Annotated in this window: 11 protein-coding genes; 6 read left to right on the top strand and 5 right to left on the bottom strand. The window is 69.5% G+C overall.

Translation table 11 applies throughout. From position 1 onward, the window contains the following. Positions 1–77: 77 nt before the first annotated feature. Positions 78–5,561, top strand: a complete 5,484-nt coding sequence (locus JNB50_RS22205; RefSeq protein ID WP_208042306.1) for an Ig-like domain-containing protein — start codon at positions 78–80, stop codon at positions 5,559–5,561. Positions 5,562–5,569: 8 nt separating this feature from the next. Continuing rightward, positions 5,570–6,199 (top strand): DUF11 domain-containing protein, encoded by a 630-nt coding sequence (locus JNB50_RS22200; protein WP_208042305.1) that lies wholly within the window; start codon positions 5,570–5,572, stop codon positions 6,197–6,199. Positions 6,200–6,781: 582 nt separating this feature from the next. Here JNB50_RS22200 and JNB50_RS22195 read toward each other — a convergent pair. After that, on the bottom strand, positions 6,782–7,963 hold the full coding sequence (locus JNB50_RS22195) for an ROK family protein (protein ID WP_208042304.1): 1,182 nt from the start codon (positions 7,961–7,963) through the stop codon (positions 6,782–6,784). A 361-nt stretch (positions 7,964–8,324) separates the two neighbouring features. Here JNB50_RS22195 and JNB50_RS22190 point away from each other — a divergent pair, with 361 nt between their 5' ends. From JNB50_RS22190 to JNB50_RS22180, 3 genes are all read left to right on the top strand, one after another. Further along, complete coding sequence (locus tag JNB50_RS22190) at positions 8,325–9,326, top strand: ABC transporter permease subunit (RefSeq protein WP_307794839.1); 1,002 nt, start codon at positions 8,325–8,327, stop codon at positions 9,324–9,326. After that, positions 9,320–10,270 carry a carbohydrate ABC transporter permease gene (locus tag JNB50_RS22185; RefSeq protein ID WP_208042303.1) on the top strand — a complete coding sequence of 317 codons (951 nt, stop codon included), beginning with the start codon at positions 9,320–9,322 and terminating at the stop codon, positions 10,268–10,270. The genes JNB50_RS22190 and JNB50_RS22185 overlap by 7 nt, the downstream gene beginning before the upstream one ends. Before the next feature lie 85 nt (positions 10,271–10,355). Then, positions 10,356–12,035, top strand: a complete 1,680-nt coding sequence (locus tag JNB50_RS22180) for an ABC transporter substrate-binding protein (protein ID WP_208042302.1) — start codon at positions 10,356–10,358, stop codon at positions 12,033–12,035. 96 nt (positions 12,036–12,131) lie between these two features. On the opposite strand, the gene JNB50_RS22175 is transcribed toward JNB50_RS22180, so the two are convergent. From JNB50_RS22175 to JNB50_RS22160, 4 genes are all read right to left on the bottom strand, one after another. Beyond that, positions 12,132–13,049, bottom strand: coding sequence for an acetylxylan esterase (locus JNB50_RS22175; RefSeq protein WP_208042301.1), 918 nt, complete (start codon positions 13,047–13,049; stop codon positions 12,132–12,134). After that, positions 13,046–13,189, bottom strand: a complete 144-nt coding sequence (locus tag JNB50_RS22170) for a hypothetical protein (protein WP_208042300.1) — start codon at positions 13,187–13,189, stop codon at positions 13,046–13,048. The genes JNB50_RS22175 and JNB50_RS22170 overlap by 4 nt, the downstream gene beginning before the upstream one ends. Positions 13,190–13,205: 16 nt before the next feature. Beyond that, a complete protein-coding gene (locus JNB50_RS22165; RefSeq protein WP_208042299.1) occupies positions 13,206–15,800 on the bottom strand; it encodes a X2-like carbohydrate binding domain-containing protein in 2,595 nt (864 codons plus the stop codon). A 96-nt stretch (positions 15,801–15,896) separates the two neighbouring features. Continuing rightward, positions 15,897–18,107, bottom strand: a complete 2,211-nt coding sequence (locus tag JNB50_RS22160) for an alpha-galactosidase (protein WP_208042298.1) — start codon at positions 18,105–18,107, stop codon at positions 15,897–15,899. Positions 18,108–18,281: 174 nt separating this feature from the next. On the opposite strand from JNB50_RS22160, the gene JNB50_RS22155 reads away from it, so the two are divergent. Continuing rightward, complete coding sequence (locus tag JNB50_RS22155; RefSeq protein ID WP_208042297.1) at positions 18,282–20,687, top strand: glycoside hydrolase N-terminal domain-containing protein; 2,406 nt, start codon at positions 18,282–18,284, stop codon at positions 20,685–20,687. Positions 20,688–20,696 lie beyond the last annotated feature (9 nt).

Below are 20,696 nucleotides of genomic sequence, written 5' to 3'. Positions count from 1 at the left end.
TGACCGAGTTGAGGCTGCGGGGCAGGTTCGGTACGAGGCGGGGCGTTGTCGCGGCAGGGGTGAGCATCGCGCTAGCGGTGGCGTCCTCACTTGTCGCACTCCCGGCGGCCTCCGCTGCCGTGGGGACCTCCCATGCCGCACTCCCGGCGAGCACCGCAGCGGCGGCCGCAGGCTGCACACCCGACGCGGGCTACACGGATTGCGTGGTCTTCACGTACACCGGCGCCGATCAGCAGTTCACGGTTCCCAACCGCGTGACGAGCCTCAACGTCAAGGCATGGGGCGCCGGCTCAGGCGGCTCGGGCTGGCCGGGCGGGTCCGGCGGCTACGTGCAGGGCTCGCTCGCCGTCACAGCCGGTACGCAGTTCTCGGTCATGGTCGGCAACGGCGGCGGGTACGATGCCGCGTTGACGACCACGGTCCCGAATCCGTGCCTGGCCACCTACGGCTTCGGCGGTGCGTGCGCGCCGCTGCGGAACGGCCAGAACATATACCTCGACGGCGGCGGTGGCGGGGGTCTGTCGGGCCTCTTCACCGGCACTGCGCCGATCACGGCCACATCCCAGGCCAGAGCGCTGCTGGTCGCCGGCGGTGGAGGCGGCGGCGAGGGCGCGAACGGCTGTACTCCTTCGCCGACCACCATCTACCAGTCCGGCGGCGGCGCGGGAGGGAACTCCTTCTCCGGCGGCCAACCGACCATGCAGGGCGTGAACGGTCTCTTCAACCCCGCCACGAGCTGTGAGGCCAACACCGGCGGCGGCGGCGGGTACGCCGGAGGAGGCGGCACGACCCGCCTCTCCAGCGGCGTGGTCGGCGGCGCGAACGGCGGCAGCAACTTCATCGCGCCCTCGGTGACCGGCGCGGTGAACCAGGCGGGCGCGGAGCACATGAGCGCCGGCACGAGCGCTGCACCTTCCGCATCGGCGCTCCAGTACATCGCCGGCGTCGGTGTGGGCACCCAGCAGGCGCTCGGCGGGAGCGGCGAGGTCGTCATCCAGTACGCAGTCGCGCCGCTCCCCACGGTCACGTGCACGACGGACCCCGCCGTGTTCAACACCGGATACGACGCGACGACCGGTGCACAGCTCGCGAACGGCGCTGTGGACCAGCGGTGGACGGTCGCCGGCGGGATCGACGGGTTGAACCATGGGACCAGCACGACCGCTCCCGCCGGCCCGTCGCCTGCCGCCCTCCCTCCGGGCGGCACCACCTTCGCTCCGGCGTATGCGGGTGCGGTCAACACTCTGTGGGCGTCGAGCCAGTCCGGGAAGTCGCAGTGGATCTCCGCGAACTACGTCCCGCCGGCCAACGGCATGAACCAGTCGACAGGGTACGGCGACTGGTACTACCGGTATCAGTTCAACCTCGATCCCGCGGTGGATCCCTCCTCGTTCCAGCTCGACATGTCGTGGTTGGCAGACAACAGCGTCGCCGGCGTCTGGGTGAACAGCGTCGCCCAGACCGGTGCGAACCTGCCGCAGAGCCCGAACACGCCGTATGTCGGTGCCGGCTTCGTGGCCGGCGCCGCCGCGACCACGTCGCTCGCCGGCAGCTGGCAGAGCGGGCTGAACACCATCATCGTGCAGGTCAAGAGCCTCTACCCCGCCGAAGGCTTCAACGCGGAGGTGCGCTCGACCGCTCTCTGTCCCAAGCCGTCGTACACCGTGTCGAAGTCGGCGTCGGCCACATCGGTGCGCCCGGGCGGGACCATCACCTACACAGTGACCGTCGCGAACACCGGCGGCGTCGCCTACACCGCGGCACAGCCGGCATCGTTCACCGACAACCTCGCCGGCGTGCTCGATGACGCTGTCTACAACGGCGATGCGAGCGACGGGGCCACGGTCACCGGGAACACCCTGTCGTGGTCGGGACCGCTCGCGGTCGGGGCCACGAAGACGATCACCTATTCGGTCACGGTCCGCACTCCCGACAACGGGGACCACGTTCTGCGCAACGCGGTGGTCCCGGGGACGGGCGGCAGTTGTGCCGTCCCGGGCGACTGTGCGACGACGACCCCGGTCCAGTCCTTCAGTGTCACCAAGACGGTGGACACCAACCAGGTCATCCCCGGCAACGCCATCACCTACACGGTCACGGTCACCAACACCGGGCAGGCGGACTTCACCGCCGCCGACCCGGCATCCTGGTCGGACGATCTGACCGCGGTGCTCGATGATGCGACCTACAACAACGACGTCACTGGCGGGGCGACCTACGCCGCGCCGACGCTGTCCTGGTCGGGTCCGCTGGCGATCGGCGCCACAGCGACGTTCACCTACTCGGTCACGGTGAACTCGCCGGACACGGGTGACCGGAAACTGCACAACGCGGTGGTCACCGGCAACGGCGGCACCTGCCCGGCCGGCTCCACGGACCCCGCTTGTTTCGTCGACATTCCCTCCGGCTCGTACACGGTCGCCAAGACGGCCAGCGCCACCACGGTGCTGCCCGGCGACACGATCACCTACACCGTGAGGGTCACCAACACCGGCGACGTCGCATACACCGCGGCCGAGCCGGCAGCGTTCACCGACGACCTCTCGGGTGTGCTGGACGACGCCTCCTACAACGGCGACGCCAGCCACGGCGCGACGGTGACCGGCACGAACCTGAGCTGGTCGGGTGCACTTGCGGTCGGTCAGACGATCACCGTCACGTACTCGGTCACTGTCGACCGCCCCGACACGGGCGACAAGTCGGTGAAGAACACCGTGCGCGCCACGACGGGCGGCGGCGCCTGCGACCCGGCGGGTGCGTGCACCACGACCACACCGGTTCGGACATTCACGGTCGCCAAGTCGTCGAGCCCGGCCGGGAACGTGCACCCGGGCGACACGGTCACCTACACGGTCACCGTGACGAACACGGGCACCGGTGCCTTCACCGCAGCGAACCCGGCGTCGTTCACCGACGACCTGTCCAAGATCCTGGACGACGCACGCTACAACGGTGACGCCACCGGCGGGGCCACCGTCACCGGCAACGTCCTGTCCTGGTCCGGAGCCCTGGCCGTCGGCGCTACGATCACCGTCACCTACTCGGTGACCGTGAAGAACCCGAGCACGGGCGACAAAGTCCTGACCAACGCGGTCGTCCCCGGCGATGGCGGGAGCTGTGCCACGACCGGCGGCTGCACGACCACGAACGACATCGCGTCGTTCACGGTCTCGAAGACCGCCAGCCCGACGGGATCCGTCTCCCCTGGCGACACAGTCACCTACACGGTGACGGTGACCAACACCGGTTCGGCCGCCTACACCGCAGCGAGCCCGGCGTCCTTCACCGACGACCTCTCGAGGGTGCTCGACGACGCGAGCTACAACGGCGACGCGAACAACGGGGCCACCTACACGGCACCGAACCTGACCTGGTCCGGCCCGCTCGGAGTCGGCCAGACGACGACCGTCACCTACTCGGTGACCGTCGGTGCGGCAGGATCCGGTGACGGGACATTGACCAACGCCGTGACGCCGGCTCCGGGGACCGGCGGCGGGTGCGACCCGTCGGCCACGTGCACGACGTCGAACCCGCTGAAGGCGTTCAGCCTCACCAAGGCCGCCAGCTCGACGACCGTCCGTCCGGGCGATGTGATCACCTACACGATCACCGCCACCAACACCGGTCGGACGGCGTACACGGCCGCCTCGCCCGCGCGCTTCGCCGACAACCTCACGGCTGTGCTCGACGATGCCACCTACAACGGCGACGCCACCGACGGGGCCACCTACACGGCGCCGACCCTGGCCTGGGCGCTTGCCATCCCCGTCGGCGGCAGCGTCACCGTCAGCTACTCGGTCAGGGTGAACGACCCGGACACCGGTGATCACACCCTGAGCAACGCCGTGGTGCCCTCCGGCCCCGACGGGAGCTGCGCGCCCGGCGCGTGCACGACGACGACGCCGGTGCAGTCCTTCAGCGTCGCCAAGTCCGCCGACACCAACACCGTCATCCCCGGAGGCGTGATCACCTACACGATCACCGTCACCAACACCGGCACGGCCGCCTACACGGCCGCGAACCCGGCATCCTGGACGGACGATCTGACCCAGGTGCTCGACGACGCCACCTACAACGGCGACGCCACCGGAGGAGTCGCCTACGCGGCCCCGACGCTGTCCTGGTCCGGTCCGCTCTCGGTGGGAGCCTCGCAGACCTTCACCTACAGCGTGACGGTGAACGACCCGGCGACCGGCGACCGGAAGCTGCACAACGCGGTGGTCACGCCGCCGGACGGCGGCTGTGCGGCCGGTTCCACCGACCCGGCCTGCTCGGTCGACATCCCGTCCGGCTCGTACTCGGTGGCGAAGACCGCCAGCTCCACCACGGCCGCCGCCGGCGATATCGTGACGTACACGGTCACCGTGAAGAACACCGGAGACGTCGCATACACCGCGGCGAAACCGGCCTCGTTCACCGACGACCTGTCCTCCGTGCTCGACGACGCCACCTACAACGGCGACGCCAGCAACGGCGCCGTGTTCGCCGCACCCAACCTGACGTGGTCCGGTCCCCTCGCCGTCGGCCAGACGGTCACGGTCGTCTACTCCGTCCGGGTGAACGACCCGGACACCGGGGACAAGACGCTCGCTAACGCGGTACGGCCGACCGGCCGCGGTGGCGCCTGCGACCCGGCCGCACAGTGCACCACGACGACGGAGGTCCAATCCTTCACCGTGGCGAAGGCGTCCAGCGCGACCACGGCCGCGCCGGGGGATGTGATCACGTATACGATCACCGTCACCAACACGGGCCGGGCTGCGTTCACCGCGGCGAAGCCGGCCGCCTTCACCGACGACCTGTCGTCGGTGCTGGACGACGCCACCTACAACGGCGACGCCAGCAACGGCGCGACCTACAGTGCGCCGAAGCTGGCCTGGGCCGTCGCGCTCCCGGTCGGCGGCACGATCACGGCGACCTACTCGGTCACCGTGAACAGCCCGGACACGGGCGACCACGAGCTGAAGAACACGGTCGTGCCGGGGACCGGAGGCGAATGCGACCCCGCAGCGTCCTGTTCCACCAGCGACCCGGTCGCCGGATTCACCGTGAAGAAGACCGTCGACACCGCGAACGCGATGCCCGGTGCCACGGTGACCTACACGATCACGGTGACCAATACCGGCAAGGTCGACTACACGACCGCCCACCCGGCGTCCTTCACCGACGACCTCTCCCGGGTCCTGGACGACGCCACGTACAACGATGACGCGACGGGCGGTGCGACGTACGCGAAGCCGGTGCTCTCCTGGTCCGGGCCGCTCACGGTCGGATCGACGACCACGGTCTCCTACTCGGTGAAGGTCACATCTCCCGACACCGGTGACCAGTTGCTCGCCAACGCGGTCGTCACGCCGAGCGGCGGCAATTGCGCCGTCGGCGCGGACGTCGCGGGATGCGCCGTGAAGACCACGATCGGCGACCCGCCGGCCGCGGCCGGTCTCGCGGACACCGGATCGACGCTCGCCATCCCGGCGATCATCGTCAGTGCCCTCCTGGCGCTCGGCGGGGCCGCGATGGTGTTCGTGAGCCGTCGTCGCCGCGCCTCGACCAAGCGGTGACCGGGCCGATGCGCTCCCGGCATGCCTTTCTCGCAACCGCCATCGCGGTCGCGCTGCTCTCCACACCCCTGACGACCGACTCGGCTGCGCGCGCGGGCGAGCCCGACGCGCAGCTGTCGGTCACCCTGACGGCCAGCGAGAAGACCGTCAAGGCCGGGGACACCGTCACCTACACGGGACACGTGAAGAACCTGGGCGCCGCTGAGACGGCCGTGACGATCGCGCTCGAGGCCCCGGGTTACCTCGAGCTCGGCGAAACCTCTGGCGCGTCGGTCGATGCGAACAGGGCGACCTGGAAGCCGACCATCGCACCAGGTGCGGACAACGCTTTCACCGTGAGCGCGACGGTCGGGACGATCCCGGCGACCGAGCGGCGCGTCACCGTGGTGGCGAGCGTCTACGTCGGGGACGACTCGTCTCCGACCGTCCGCACCGCCACCGCCGGCTTCATCCACGGGGTGAAGGACACACCCGAGCGGACGGCCGGTCCAATGGCCGCCTCCCCGCCGAGTGTCCCGACGGTTCTGCCGCGGATCGTGGTCGGCGGCATCCTCCTCGTGCTCATCGCGGCCGCCGCGATCGTTCTCGGTGTACGACGCGCTCCGCGTCGCGTGCGCGGGGTGCGGACGAGGAAGTGAGCGTGGGGGTTCGCGCCCGCCTCAGACCGTCTGGGATGGCGCTAGTCTGGTCTCGATCGTTGTCGATCACGTGGCTTTCTCGGACGGCTGCTTCGACGGGCGTCCTCGATGCCGAACGCCGAATTCGGACGGAGAACTATGACTCGCTCGCGGCGTCGTGGTCTCGGCTGGGCCATCTGCATCCTGGTTGTGGGTACGGTCATCGTTGGATCGGCAGCGGCATACTTCGTCCGCTCGAACCTCCCCGCCGAGCTGACACGCTCTGACGTCGTAGGAACGTGGGTCGACTCCGATGGCGGACCTGGTGTGGCGGTTTTCCGTGAAGATGGGACTGCCGTCATACGGGACATTCCTGGCGGCAACCCCGCGACTGGCCAAGGAACGTGGAGTTTGTCCCACTTCCAAGGCCCGACCGTCGGTGTGGATGTGGGCAGCCGCGGGTTTGATCTCAGCTCGAAGTGGGACAACTTCCGAACCGTGCTCGTCATCTACTCAGGCGACCCCGACGACCCGAAAGCTGAGCACAGATTCGTCCGTCAATCCGGCTGAAGCGACGACGACTTCCGACCCGCTCCGCGTCCCTCACTCACCCGCCCCGCCCGGCGCGACGGTGATCGATTCCCGCAGTGCTGCGACCGCCGCGCCGCGCGCCCAGTCGACGAAGGTGTGGCGGCGGACGATCAGGCGGCAGTTCGCCGCGGTGCCGAAGACGTGCGCCAGGAACTCTTCCCGGAAGCGGCGCTCGTAGAGGTCGTAGTCCATGACGCCCTCGCCGGCGATGACGACCACCTCCGGTCCGAAGAGGTTCACCGTCGTGGCGACCGCGGCGCCGATGGCCGTTCCTGCGCGCTCGAACGCGTCGACCGCGACCGGGTCGCCTTCGTGGGCGAGGCGGATCGCGTCGGCGAGGGTGAGGTCCGGGTCGTCGTGACCCTGCCGGACCGCGTCGCGGATCGCGTGCGAGGAGGCGACGGCCTCGACGCAGCCGCGGCGGCCACAGACGCAGACCGCGTCCGACGGGCCGAGGGGGAGGTGGCCGATCTCGCCGGCGACACCGTGCGCGCCGACGACGACGTCGTCGTTCACGTAGATGCCGCACCCGATGCCCGCGCCGATCGTGATGATCGCGAACGAGTCGGCGTCGGTCCCCACGCCGAACCACTGCTCCGACTTGGCGAGCGCGCGCACGTCGTTCTCGACGATGACCGGGAGGCCCAGTCGGGTGGAGAGGAGGTCGCCGAGCGGGACGTGCGTCCAGCCGAGCAGGGGGGAGTCCCGCACGATCCCGTCGGTGGTGTCGATGTCGCCCGACACCGAGACGCCCACCCCGGTGAGGAATCGGGCGTCGTCGCCGAGCTGGTCGATGAGGGTGGTGACCGACTTCACGATGGCGGTGACGGTCGCGTCAGGGGCGTGGCTGGTGAGCCGGCGGCGGGTGGAGCCGATCACCTCGTTGCCCAGGCTGACCGTGACGGCGAAGATCTCGTCGGCGTTGACCTTGACGCCGACGGCGATCATGGAGCGCGGGACCACGCTGAGCGGGCGCACCGGCCGGCCGGGGAAGGCGTGCTCCGCGTGCTCGCCGACCGTGACGAAGCCGTCCTTGATCAGCGGGCTGACCGTCTTGGTGACCTTCGCCTGCGACAGGCCGGTGAGTCTTCCGATGTCGAGTCTGCTGACCGGGCCGTGCGTGATGATGCGTGTGAAGATCTCGGCGGACGCCGGCGTGCCCAGCACGGGTCGGCGTGCTGTGTGTTCGGACATGCTCAAGCTCATCGTGCACCTGATCTGTGTGGCGGGTCGTGGAGCCGGGCCCCGCACCCCCGTACGGGCCGACCATGCTGTCGGCGTGCGACAAGGCTAGTACACATCCGGGCCGTTTCGAGTGCATCCGGGACCAACTAGTTTCCATTGTGTTGTAACTCCTCTGCGCTCCCGCGCCTGTATTTTCAAGGAACCGCAGCGATTCGACCGCAATCGGAACAACGCCGATGACGGAGATTATTGACAGCGGCAAAGAAATAGGTTTTGCTATAGACCACCCCACCGCGACCGCTCGTGCGGCTCGAGGCGGGAACCAGATCATCTCTTGTAGGGAGTCTTCGATGACGAAGGACGCGTCCTCGTGACGAGCGCGCCGCCCGTGAGCCCGGCGCCACCGGCCACACGGTTCCCCGATGCGGCGACCCCGAGGCGAGTCCCGCGCAATCGCCTGACGCTCCGGCAGCGCTGGCGGGTCGCCTTCCGACGCCACTGGCAGCTGTACCTGCTGACGATCCTGCCGCTCGCCTACTTCGTGATCTTCAAGTACGTGCCGATCTCGAACGCGATCATCGCCTTCAAGGACTACAGTCCCGTGCTCGGCGTCTGGGGGAGCCCGTGGTCGGGCTGGTCCAACTTCGCCAACATGATCCAGAACCCGGTGTTCCCGACGCTGGTCCAGAACACCCTGATCCTGTCGGGATACGCCATCCTGGCGAGCTTCCCCATCCCGCTGATCCTGGCCCTCGCCCTCAACGAGGTGCGCCACCGCTGGTTCCAGAAGACCGTGCAGATGGTCACCTACGCGCCGTACTTCATCTCGACCGTCGTCGTGGTGTCGATGCTCATCCTGATCATGGCCCCGCGGCTCGGGATCCTGAGCCAGGTGTTCGGCTTCTTCGGCGTCCCGGCGCCCGACTTCCTCGGCGACCCCGACTACTTCCGGCACATCTACGTCTGGTCGGACGTCTGGCAGACCGCGGGATACTCCGCCGTGATCTACATGGCGGCGCTGTCCGGCATCGACCCCTCCCTCTACGAGGCGGCCAAGGTCGACGGCGCATCGCGACTCCGCAAGATCTGGCACGTCGACATCCCCGGAATCATGCCGACGGCGATGATCGTCCTCATCCTCAGCGTCGGCAACATCATGTCGATCGGGTTCGAGAAGGTCTTCCTGCTGCAGAACCCGCTGAACCTCGGCCAGTCCGAGATCATCGCGACGTACGTCTACAAGCTGGGCATCCTCAACGCGGACTTCGGTACGGCGACAGCCGTCGGCCTCTTCAACTCCGTGATCAACCTCGTGCTTCTGCTCATCGTGAACTGGGTGGCGAAGCGAATCAGTGGGAGTGGACTGTGGTAACCATCGAGAGCCCCCGACTGCGCCGCCGGCCCCGCCCCGCGTCCGCGTCCAAGAAGACGCGGCGCATCCGGGAGTCCGCGTCGGACCGCGCGCTGCTGGTCGTCATCTATCTCGGCCTCACGCTGGCGGTGCTCGTCGTCCTCCTGCCGCTGCTGTTCATCCTGGCCAGCTCCTTCTCGTCGCCCGAGGCCGTGACGGCCGGGCGGGTGCTCCTCTGGCCGGTCGACTTCACGCTCAAGGGGTACCAGACGGTGCTCGCCGACCCCCAGGTGCTCCTGGGCTACGCGAACTCGCTGTTCTACATGGTCGCCGGCACCCTCATCAGCACGACGCTGACGGTCTGCATCGCGTGGCCGCTCTCGCGCCGCACGTTCATGGGGCGCAACGTGATCATGGCCCTGCTGCTCTTCACGATGCTCTTCAGCGGCGGCCTGATCCCCACCTACATGGTCGTGCAGAACCTGGGGATGCTCGACACCCGCTGGGCGCTCCTCCTGCCCCAGGCCATCGCGGTCTGGCAGGTCATCATCGCCCGCACGTTCTTCAAGTCGGCGATCCCCGAAGAGCTGGTGGAGGCCGCATCCCTCGACGGTTCGAGCGATCTTCGCTTCCTCTGGAGCGTCGTCCTCCCGCTGTCGAAGCCGCTGATCGCCGTCATCGCGCTGATGTATGCGATCGGCCAGTGGAACGGCTTCTTCGACGCCCTGCTCTACCTGAAGAGCTCCGATCTGTTCCCGCTGCAACTCGTACTCCGAAACATCCTGGTGCTCAACGCCACCAACGGCGGCACGAACGATCTGGCCGCTCAGGCTCAGAACCAGGAGCTGGTCAACCTGTTGAAGTACTCGCTCATCGTCATCACGAGCGTCCCGGTCCTGATCATCTACCCCTTCGTCGCCCGCTACTTCAACAAGGGAGTACTCATCGGATCCGTCAAGGGCTGACCCGGGCCTCGGCCGGCACCCCTGACCCTCAGACCCACCACGCGCACCATCGCATTGCACTGCTTTTCCAAAGGAGGAAAGACACATGCCACCCATCACAGACAGTCACCCCCGCAGGCGGCGTCGGCTCGTCCGAACGCTCACCGCTGCGGCCAGCGGCCTCGCGCTGCTGACGATCACGGCCTGCACCGGCACGCCGAACGCCGACGACAACGCAGGCGGCCCGGCCAAGATCAGCGTGTTCGCCCAGCAGGGCACCGGTCAGGACCTGGCGACGAACGCGTTCACCAAGCAGCTCGAGAAGAAGTTCGACATCAAGTTCTCGTGGCAGACGACGACGCAGGACTCGTCGGTCGCTCCGGAGAAGCGCCAGATCCTGATGGCCAGCGGCGACTACCCTGACATGTTCCTGCTCATCCCGTGGGTGGACCAGTTCAACCCGGTGGACGTCGAGAAGCTCGCCAAGCAGGGGGTCGCGCTCCCGCTGAACGACCTGATCAAGCAGTACGCCCCCGACATCCAGAAGGTGATCGACACCAACCCGGACTACAAGGCGATGGTGACGTCGCCGGACGGGAAGATCTACGGTCTTCCCCAGCTGGCCGAGACGCTGCACATCCAGTACCCGTCGAAGCTGTGGATGAACACCGACTGGCTCAAGAAGCTGGGACTGCAGATGCCGAAGACCACGGAGGACATGACCAAGGTCCTCACGGCGTTCAAGAACGGCGACCCGAACGGCGACGGCAAGGCGGACGAGATCCCGCTGAGCGGCGACTCGCACGACACGCTGATCCCCTTCTTCATGAACGCGTTCATCTACGACCCGCAGAACCCGGACAAGGGCATCCAGTCGACGACCGTGCTCAACAAGGGCAAGGTCGACATCCAGGCGAACAAGGACGGCTGGCGCGAGGGCCTGAAGTACATCAAGTCGCTGTGGGATGCGGGCCTGATCGACAAGGGCGCGTTCACCCAGAACCCGGCGGCGCTGGCCCAGGAGGGCAACAACACCGGCCCGGTGCTGCTGGGGAGCGCGAGCGCCCTGCACCCGTACATCTTCGTCAGCCCCGGCGCGAAGGACGGCCGTGACAAGCAGTACGACGCGGTGCCGCCGCTGACCGGCCCCAACGGCGCGAACTTCGCGACCTACGCCTTCGGGAGCACGCCGGGCGCCACCTTCATGCTGACCAACAAGGCCTCGAAGAACGCCCAGGTGGCCGCCGTCAAGATGGTGAACTACCTCTTCACCAATGAGGGCCAGCTCGACGGCAACTTCGGGCCGGAAGGTCAGGGCTGGTCGAAGCCCGCCGCCGGCGACCAGGCGCTCGACCCGAGTGAGCAGCCGCTGTTCAAGAACCTCCAGCTGTCTCAGGACGCCGCCAACGCCGTCCAGTGGGGCGCGCTCTCGACGTACAACCAGAACGCGGCGTTCCGCGGTGCGCAGGTCGAGCCGACCGACATCTACGACCCCTCCGGGTACGAGCGCCGGCTGTTCCAGGCGACCCAGCTGTACAAGGGCCACGAGGACAAGAACCAGATCTACCCGGTCTGGAAGGTCTGGCCCGACTCGTCGAAGGCGACCCAGGTCGCGACCCAGCAGACGAACATCGACAACTACGTGACGCAGAACGCTCTGGCCTTCATCACGGGCTCGAAGAACCTCGACACCGACTGGGACTCGTACGTTGCCGGCTTCAACGGGCTCGGGCTCAAGGACTACCTGAGCACGCTGCAGACGGCGTACGACAAGACCAAGAAGTAGGCGCCTGACCAGATCGGCGAGCGCTGACAAGAGCTGTGGCCCGGTCCCGACGATGTCGGGGCCGGGCCACAGTCATTGACCGCGGACCAGCGGCGATCAGTCGATCGCGAACCGCTGCCGCAGAGCGCGCAGCGCTGCTGCCACGTCGTCGCTGCCGCCGGACTCGTGGCCGGCGCCCGGCCACTCGCAGAACCGCACCGGTGCAGCGTACGCGGAGACCGCGGTGCGCGTCGTCTCGGGCGGGCAGATGTCGTCGGCGAGCCCGTCGGAGATCCAGCCGGGAGCGGTCGCGTGCCGCGCCGAGGTGACGCCGTCGACGTACGCGAGCGTGCGGGCGACGGCGTCCGCGCGTTCGGGGTGCTCGGTCAGGTAGCCGCGCAGCTCCGTCCACGGTCCGTTCGCCGCGTGCTGCAGGGCGGTCGGCGCGTCGGTCAGGAACGGCGACTGGGCGAGCACGGCGACCAGATCGTCGGCGAGTGCTCCGACGCCGAGGGCGATCCCTCCGCCCTGGCTGTTGCCGATCATCGCCACACGCGACCCATCGACGGCGTCGAGCTCCCGCACGGCGTCCACCGCCCGCGCGGCATCGACGAAGACGTCCCGGTAGTAGTAGCGCTCGGGGTCGTCGATGCCGTCCAGGAGGTGGCCGATGCTGGCTCCGCCCTGGCCGTGCGTGTTCACGACGAGGTGCGCGTAGCCGGCGGACGACCAGGTCAGATCGTCGATCGGTGAGAGCCGTCCGGCGCCGTAACCGTTGGCGTGGACGACGGCGGGAAGCATCCCCTCACGGTGCCGGGGCAGGCGCAGCCAGCCGGTGACGGTGCGCCCGCGCGCTCCGGCGAACGAGAAGTCATAGACGTCGATCGTCGTCAGGAGGGTGTCGACCGGGACGGCGCGGGGCCCGACGCTGTGCCGGCGCGCGCGGTCGAGGGCGTCCGCCCAGAAGTCGCGGTAGTCGTCGGGAGTCGGCAGCGGCTCGGTGCCGAGAACCGCGGGGAACGGGGCGCCGGTCATCGCGACACCCCGTCGGCGCCGCCGGCGAGGGCGTCCGCACGCAGGCGGACTCCCTCGCCGGGCGACGCCGGGTCGCTCCGATCGTGTTCGAAACCGGCGGTCGAGCCGCCGACGCGGGCAGATCGGGCGAGGTGGGGCATGGGTCTCCTCAGGTGTTCATCGGGCGGTGTACTGGAAGACGTCGTTCCGGAGGATGTCTCCCGACACCTTCTTGACAAGGATGGTGTGCTGTCCGGCGCGCAGACCGGTCACGGTGTACAGCTTCTGTCCGGTGCGCCGGCTGTCCGAATGCGTGTCGACCGTCTTCGCGAGCTTTCCGTCGATGTAGACCTCGGCCGTGCCCTGGTCGGGTGCGGTCGGACCGATCCACGAGACGCCGGTGCCGGCGAACGTCATGCTCACGGTGTCACCGTCGGCCGTCGTCGCGTGGATATCGTCGTGCGCGTCCCCGCGGAACTGGAACCCGAGCGAGACGGTGCCGTTCGCGATGCCGGCGAGATACGCGGATGCGATCGTGACGGTCGTCCCGGAGACGGTGTAGTCCGTCCCGCGGGTCAGCGCCGTGCCGTCGCGGACGATGCCGGCGAGCTCGCCGCCGTCGCGCTGCAGAGTCACCGTGACGTCGGCGGGCTTGGCCTTGTCGAACACCGCGGTGTCCGGGTCGAGCAGGCTCGCCAGTGTGACGTCGAGCTTGTCGAGCAGCATGAACTGCCCGGACTTCTTGACGACACGCAGGGTGTGCGAGCCGTTCGGGAGGCCGCTGGCGCTCCAGACCACCTGCTGGGCGAGCCGCGGCTGCCCGGAGGGCCTGCTCGTGTCGACGGTCTTCTGGAACTGGCCGTCGAGGTACACGTCGACGTTGCCCTGCGACTGGTCGAGCTCCGTCACATAGTCGATGCCCGTTCCGGTGAACGTGTACTGGAACGACGAGCCGTCGCCCTCGGTGTAGTGAACGTCGTCCTTGTAGTCACCGAGACCGCGTCCCGTGCTCTGTCCCCAGCTGCCGGTGTACGTGATCCCGGGATCGCTGTCGTTGACCGCGACGATCCGGCCGGACGCCGGCGGCGTCGGCACGGTGCCCGTCGACGAGTCGCCGATCGCGACCTGCAGCGGCTGCGTCGCCGCCGCGACCTCGTTGCCGCCGTTACGGGTCCAGGTGCCCGCGTAGACCACCCGCTGGGCGTCGTCGTTCAGTGCGACCGTCGCACCCCTCTGCGGGGTCACCCGGAGCAGCCGGACGCCGTGGATCGGCACGAGCTTGCCCGTGTAGCTCCCGGTGAAGGCGCCGAGGTCTTTTCCGGCCCACAGGTCGCGGACCTTCGCGGATCCGCTGAGGCCGAGGTCGGACCAGTTCGCGGTGATGTCGGAGTCGGTCGGGCCGAGGTTGAAGAGGGCGACGGTGTAGCTGCCGTCCGCGTTCGGCGCGTACCAGACCTGCCTGTTGGTGGCGGTCGACACCGGCTGGGCGGGCGTGCCCGTCTGGTCGACGGCCACGACCTCCTTGTTGGTGAGCAGGTCCAGCCCGAACTGGTCGAGCTTGGTCAGGTCGTTGCCGACGTACAGCGGAGCGGCCGAGATCGCCCACAGGGTCGTGGCGGTGCGGCGCTCGTCCTGGGTGAGGCCGTCCATGGTGCCGTTGCCGACGTTCAGCGAGTCGAAGTCGTTCCAGCCGCCCGGTCCGGCGTACCGCCACCAGTCGGCCGCGCGCGGGAACAGCCGTGCGATGTTGCTCCACTGCGTGAGCTGGACCCCCGGAGCGTACGCCTCGACGTCCCACTCCACGCGCCAGCCGTTCGCGTACTGCTTCCAGGTGTCGGCGTAGTTGATGTCGAGCGCCCAGGACAGCTCGAACCAGATGCCCTTGGCCTTCAGCGCCTTCGACCACGCGGCGACGTCGTCGCGCGCGTCGACGGACAGGTCGCTGATGCCGGAGCCCGGGGTCACGCTGTCGAACTTGACGAAGTTCACGCCCCAGGAAGCGAGCTGGTCGACGATGGAGTCGATGTACTTCTGCGAGCACGGGTTCGAGAAGTCGATCCGGTAGCCGATCTTCCAGTAGTCGGCCTGCTGCAGCGGCTGCTTCACGATGTCGTGGGTGGTGCATCCCGGTGCGTTCGCGATCGGGTACGCCGCCTGGTACACCGCCGGGGAGATGCCCGGGATGAAGTAGAGGCCGAACTTCTGGCCGTTCGCGTGGACGTGGTCGATGACCGCCTTCAGCCCCTGGGGGTACAGGGTCGCGCTCGGCACCGGCCGGCCGTTGGCGTCGACGCCGTCGTTCCAGCCGGCATCGACGTTGATGTAGTCGTATCCGGCCTTGCTCAGCTTGGCCTTCATGGCGTCGGACTGGGCGATGATCTGGTCGGCGGTGATCCATTTGCTGTTGCCGCTGTAGACCTGCATGGAGTAGCTGCTCCAGCCCTGGTAGGGCTTGACGGCCCAGGGGTCCGGGGTGGGAGCGGGCGCCGGCGTCGGCGTCGTCGCGGTCGGCCTCGTCGCGGTCGGCGTCGATGTCGCGGTCGGCGTCGATGTCGCGGTCGGCGTCGCGGTCGGGGTCGGCGTCGCCGTCGACGGGGCGGTGGGGGTGGGCGTTCCCGTCGGGGTCGGCGTCGCCGTCGATGGGGCGGTGGGGGTGGGCGCTCCCGTCGGAGTCGCCCCCGCAGGGGCGGCGGCGGCCGCCACGAGCCCCAGTGCGGCGATCGTCGCGAGGAGGGTGCTCAGCCCTCGTCGCGAGCGTTTCTGGCCTGACATACGTACTTCCTCTCTGAAGCGCTCGAGCGCAGCAGTGCGCGGGAGCAATGCGTGGTGGGCCGTCTGTGACTGCAGCGATCGCCGCCCGCGCCCGTGTCAGGACACGCGCACGAGGTCGAACAGCATCGCCTGCTGCGGGTTGAGGGTCGGAAGGGGCACACCGGCGACGGCGAGCACCGCGCCGGGGAGGATCGCGGAGCCGGCGGCGGCGGCGACGATCCAGGACGGGTCCGCGCTCTGGTGGCGGCTGGCAGGGCCGAAGTCGTCGCGGATCCGCACCGCGTAGCGCGCGGCGGGGTCGAGGCCGGGGAAGCGCACGCGTCCGGACTGGCCGGGCGCTGAGGTGCCGAGCCGCGCCCACGTGAAGATCGCGCGGCTCCGGTCGTCGGCGACGATGCCGGTCAACAGGGTGGACTCGTCGGCGAGGTCGGCGTTCACGACCCGGCCGGAGTGGATGAGACCGCGGAGTTCGCGGTACGCCGCGCCCCAGCGGGCGATCCGGTCGAGCTGTTCCTCGTCGGCCTCCTGGAGGTCCCACTCGATTCCGGCGTGCGCGGTCAGGGCGACGATCAGCCGGAACGCCAGATCCGTCCGTCGGGAGGTCGTGTGCGAGCGCTCGGCGCCGAGGTGTGAGCCGATCAGCTCCGGCGGCAGCAGCATCCGGGTCCAGCGTTCTATCTGCAGGCGCTCCACCGGGTCGTTGCAGTCGGAAGCCCAGACCCGGTCGGTGCGGTCGAGGATGCCGAGGTCGACCCGGCCGCCGCCGCCCGAGCAGGTCTCGATCTCCAGCCCGGGATGCCGCGTGCGCAGCGTGTCCAGCATCCGGTAGAGGGCGAGGGTCTGCTCGTGCACAGCGGGACGGTCGACGCCGACGTAGCCGCTGACGGCCTCGGACAGGTCGCGGTTGTGGTCCCACTTGATGTAGTCGACGCCGTACTCGCCGACGATCGCGCTGATCCGCTCGAGCACATACGTGTACGCGTCGGGGCGGGTGAGGTCGAGCACGTACTGGTCGCGTGCGCTGGCGCCGAGCGCCTGGCGCGGGCCGAGGACCCAGTCGGGATGCGCCCGCGCCAGGTCGGAGTCCAGGTTGATCATCTCCGGCTCGAACCAGAGACCGAACTCCATGCCGTGCGCACGCACCAGGTCGACCAGTGGCCCGAGGCCGTCCGGCCAGACGGAGCGGTCCACGATCCAGTCGCCGAGCCCGGCGTTCGCGTCGCGCCGGCCGTGGAACCAGCCGTCGTCGAGCACCACGCGCTCCACGCCGACCCGGGCGGCGCGCTTCACGAGCGCGGTGAGCCGGTCGAGGTCGTGGTCGAAGTAGACCGCCTCCCACGAGTTCAGCGTGAGCGGGCGGGGCTTCACCGGGTGCGAGGGCCGGGCACGCAGCCGGCGGTGGAGGCGGTCGGCCAGGCCGTCGAGTCCGTCCGCCGACCACACGAACAACGCGGTCGGCGCGACGTAGCTGTCGCCGTCCTCCAGCGCGATCTCGCCGGGGCGCAGGCCCTCGCCGACGCCCAGGACGGACGAGAACGGGCCGGCGCCCTCGGTGAGCCGCTCCACGACGTACTCGGCGTCGCCGCTCCAGGCGAGGTGCGCGGCCCAGGCCTCACCGCGCCGGAAGCCGAGATCTTCGGTGCCGGCGACGACCAGATAGGGCGCGTCGTGGCCCGGCTTGCCGCGCCGCGCACGCCGGACGTGGCTTCCGAAGAACAGCGGGCCGCGCTGCGGCGCGCGTTCCCGGCACCACTTGCCGGTGAAGTCGAGGATGTCGACGGCGCGTTCCGGAACGGGCAGCAGCACCCGGAGCGCGTCGAGCGTGTACGGGACGTCGGCAGGGTCGCCGGAGAGCACGGCGTCCCGCGTGACGGTGACGTCCACCGCGAGCACGCCGAACCGGTCGAGGGCGATCGACATGGTCGAGCGCAGTGCCGTGATCTCGTCCACCAGATCGAATTCGATCCGTCCGCCGAGGTCTCCGTCCGGCCCGTCGGTCTCGTGTCGCACGGCCACCGTGTGCGGTCGCGGCGTCGTCGCAGAGCCCGCGGCGTGCCCTTCCTGGGCGGGCGTTCCTGCCCAGCCTTCGAGCTCGCTGGGCCACAGGCTGAACGACCGCGGGACGTCCGGCGAGTTGTTGAGCACGGCAGGGCTCCCGCTCGCGCGCAGGGCCTCGGCAGTCGCCTCGTCGAGCGGACCGAGGTCGGCGCCCCAGTGCAGCACACGAGGAACTCGTCCCGCAGCGTCGAGGACGAGGGACGTGCCTGCAGCGCGCAGGGCGAGTACGGCGCCGTAGCCGTCGCGCATGGGTGGCTCCTAGGGAAGGGATTGCTTGACAGTGTCAATAAACCATGCCTACTGTGTGATCTGCAAGCCCCGGCCGTCGATTCCCGCCTCCGTGGACGGAACGCGGACCGGACCCTGCGACGGCGCTTCCGGCCGCGCAGCCGCCGATCGGTGAATGGACTCACGGGCCTCCAGATGACGAAGAACACACTGCAGCTCGCCTGGTCGACGCCGGCCGCGCACTGGGAGGAGGCCGTCCCGCTCGGCGACGGCCGTCTCGGCGCGATGGTGTTCGGCGGTGCGGCCGGTCGCTACCAGGTGAACGACGCCACGATCTGGTCGGGCACCCCGGAGACGGCCGCGGAGGAGCTGCGCCGCGTTCTCGCGGGCGGAGCCGGTCCCGACCGGCTGCGGGAGGTGCGTGCCGCCCTCGCGGCCGGTGACCTCGACGACGCAGAGCGACTCCTCCTGACGTTCGAGGGCCGCTACTCGCAGGAGTTCCTGCCGCTGGCCGACCTCTTCGTCGAGCTGCCGGGGGCGGTGCAGGCGCCGGGGGAGCCCGCGCGGGTGCTCGACCTGGACGACGCGTACCTGGAGGAGCTGCTGGAGGTCGGCGGCATCGCCGTCCGCCGCGTCTCCCGGGTCGCCGGGCATGCGCTCGTCATCCGCATCGAGACGGACGAGCCGCTCCCCGAGCTGCGGATCAGGATGACCACGCCGCTGCGGGAGCTCGCCCGCCGGGGCGGTGGCGGCGAGCTCGCACTCGACCTGGCCGTCCCGGTCGACGGGGCTCCCCTCCACGAATCGTCCGTCGTCCCCGCTCTGCGCTACGCGGAGCCGGGCGACGGAACGTATGACGGCTTCGCAACCACGGCCCTCGCCGTGCGGAGCGATGGCACGGCAGAATCCGACGACTCCGGTCTGACGATCCGTCATGCCCGTCGGCTGTCGATCGCCCTCTCGTCGTCGTCCCGCGCTGAGTCGTGGTGGGCCGGCGTGGACGACGAGTGGCGGAGCGTCTCCCATGAGACGATCCGGAACCGCGCGCGGGAGCGCGTTCTCGTCGCACTCGGCGAGAACGCCTCCCCGACCGCTCAGGGCGCAGCGCGCCGGCAGGCGGCGCGGTTCGCGATCGGCGGCCGGCGTGCCGGCCGGTGGGACGTGCAGAACGACGTGCTCGACGGGACCGATGACGGCCTCCGGGCGACGATCGCCGCCGAGTACGGGCGCTATCTGCTCGAGTCGTGCTCGCGATCGGGAGGTCCGGCGGCCAACCTGCAGGGCATCTGGAACGGCGAGCTGCGGCCCGCCTGGTCGTCCAACTACACGATCAACATCAACACCGAGATGAACTACTGGGCGGCCGGACCGCTCGGCCTGACCGACGCCGCCGAGCCGCTGATCTCGCTGGTCGAGCGGATAGCGGAAACCGGACGCGATGTCGCCCGCGAGCTCTACGGTGCGCGCGGCTGGGTCGCGCATCACAACAGCGACCTGTGGGGCTGGAGCCTTCCGGTCGGGATGGGGCACGGCGCGCCGAGCTGGGCGATCTGGATGATGGGCGGCGTCTGGCTGTGCCACTCGCTGTGGGACAACTACGAGTTCACCGCGGACGTCGCCCTGCTGCGCGAGCGGATCTGGCCTCTGTTGCGCGGCGCGACCGAGTTCTGCCTCGACTGGCTCCAGGTCGACGGCGACGGCGTCGCGTACCTGGCGCCGTCCACCTCCCCGGAGAACCAGTACCGCGACGCGGACGGGCGGCCGCGGGCGCTTGGGCTCACGGCGACGATGGACCTCGAGCTGATCCGCGCCCTCTTCGCGCGCGCCATCGCCGCGATCGACACGATCGGCGTCGGCGGCGCGGATGCCGATACCGACGCCGACCTGCGCCGAGAGATCGTCGCGGCCCTCCGAACCATTCCGGAGCCCCGGGTCGGGTCCGACGGCCGTCTGCTGGAGTGGTCCGCGGAGGTGGCGGAGCACGAGCCGGCCCATCGGCACCTCTCCGCGCTCGTCGGCGTGTACCCGCTGGACCTCATCACACCGGAGTCGGCACCCGCTCTCGCCGCCGGCGCCCGGCGCTTCCTCGACGCCCGCGGGCCCGGCGCGATGGGCTGGTCGTGGGCGTGGAAGATCGCGTTGCGGGCACGGCTCGGCGATGGCGAGACCGCACACGAGCTGCTGCGCGAGGCGCTCGCGCCCTACCGGGGCGACGCCCGACGGCACGGCCCGGTCGACGGCTCCGAGTGGGGCGGCCTCCTGCCGAACCTGTTCAGCACGCACCCGCCCTTCCAACTCGACGGCAACCTCGGCTTCCCCGCGGCGATCGCGGAGCTGCTGCTGCAGAGTCACGGTGGTCGCGTCCACCTGCTGCCCGCGCTTCCCGAGGCCTGGCCGACGGGCAGTGTGGACGGCCTCCACGCCCGCGGCGGCGTCGTGGTCGACCTGAGCTGGTCCGAGGGCGTGCTGCGGGAGGCCGTGCTGCACAACCCCGGAACGGCGGAGATCCGCGTGCCGGTCCGTTACGGCGCCTCTGACTTCGTCGTGCTCGTCCCCGCCGAGGGGACGGCCGTCGTCGCGGTTCCGGAACCCGTATCCTGATCGAGGAAT

This window comes from Leifsonia sp. TF02-11 (genome assembly GCF_017565305.1).
In the GTDB taxonomy this organism is placed as follows: domain Bacteria; phylum Actinomycetota; class Actinomycetes; order Actinomycetales; family Microbacteriaceae; genus Leifsonia.
The sequence above is the reverse complement of the archived record's forward strand: the minus strand, read 5'-3'. Positions and strand labels throughout refer to the sequence as shown.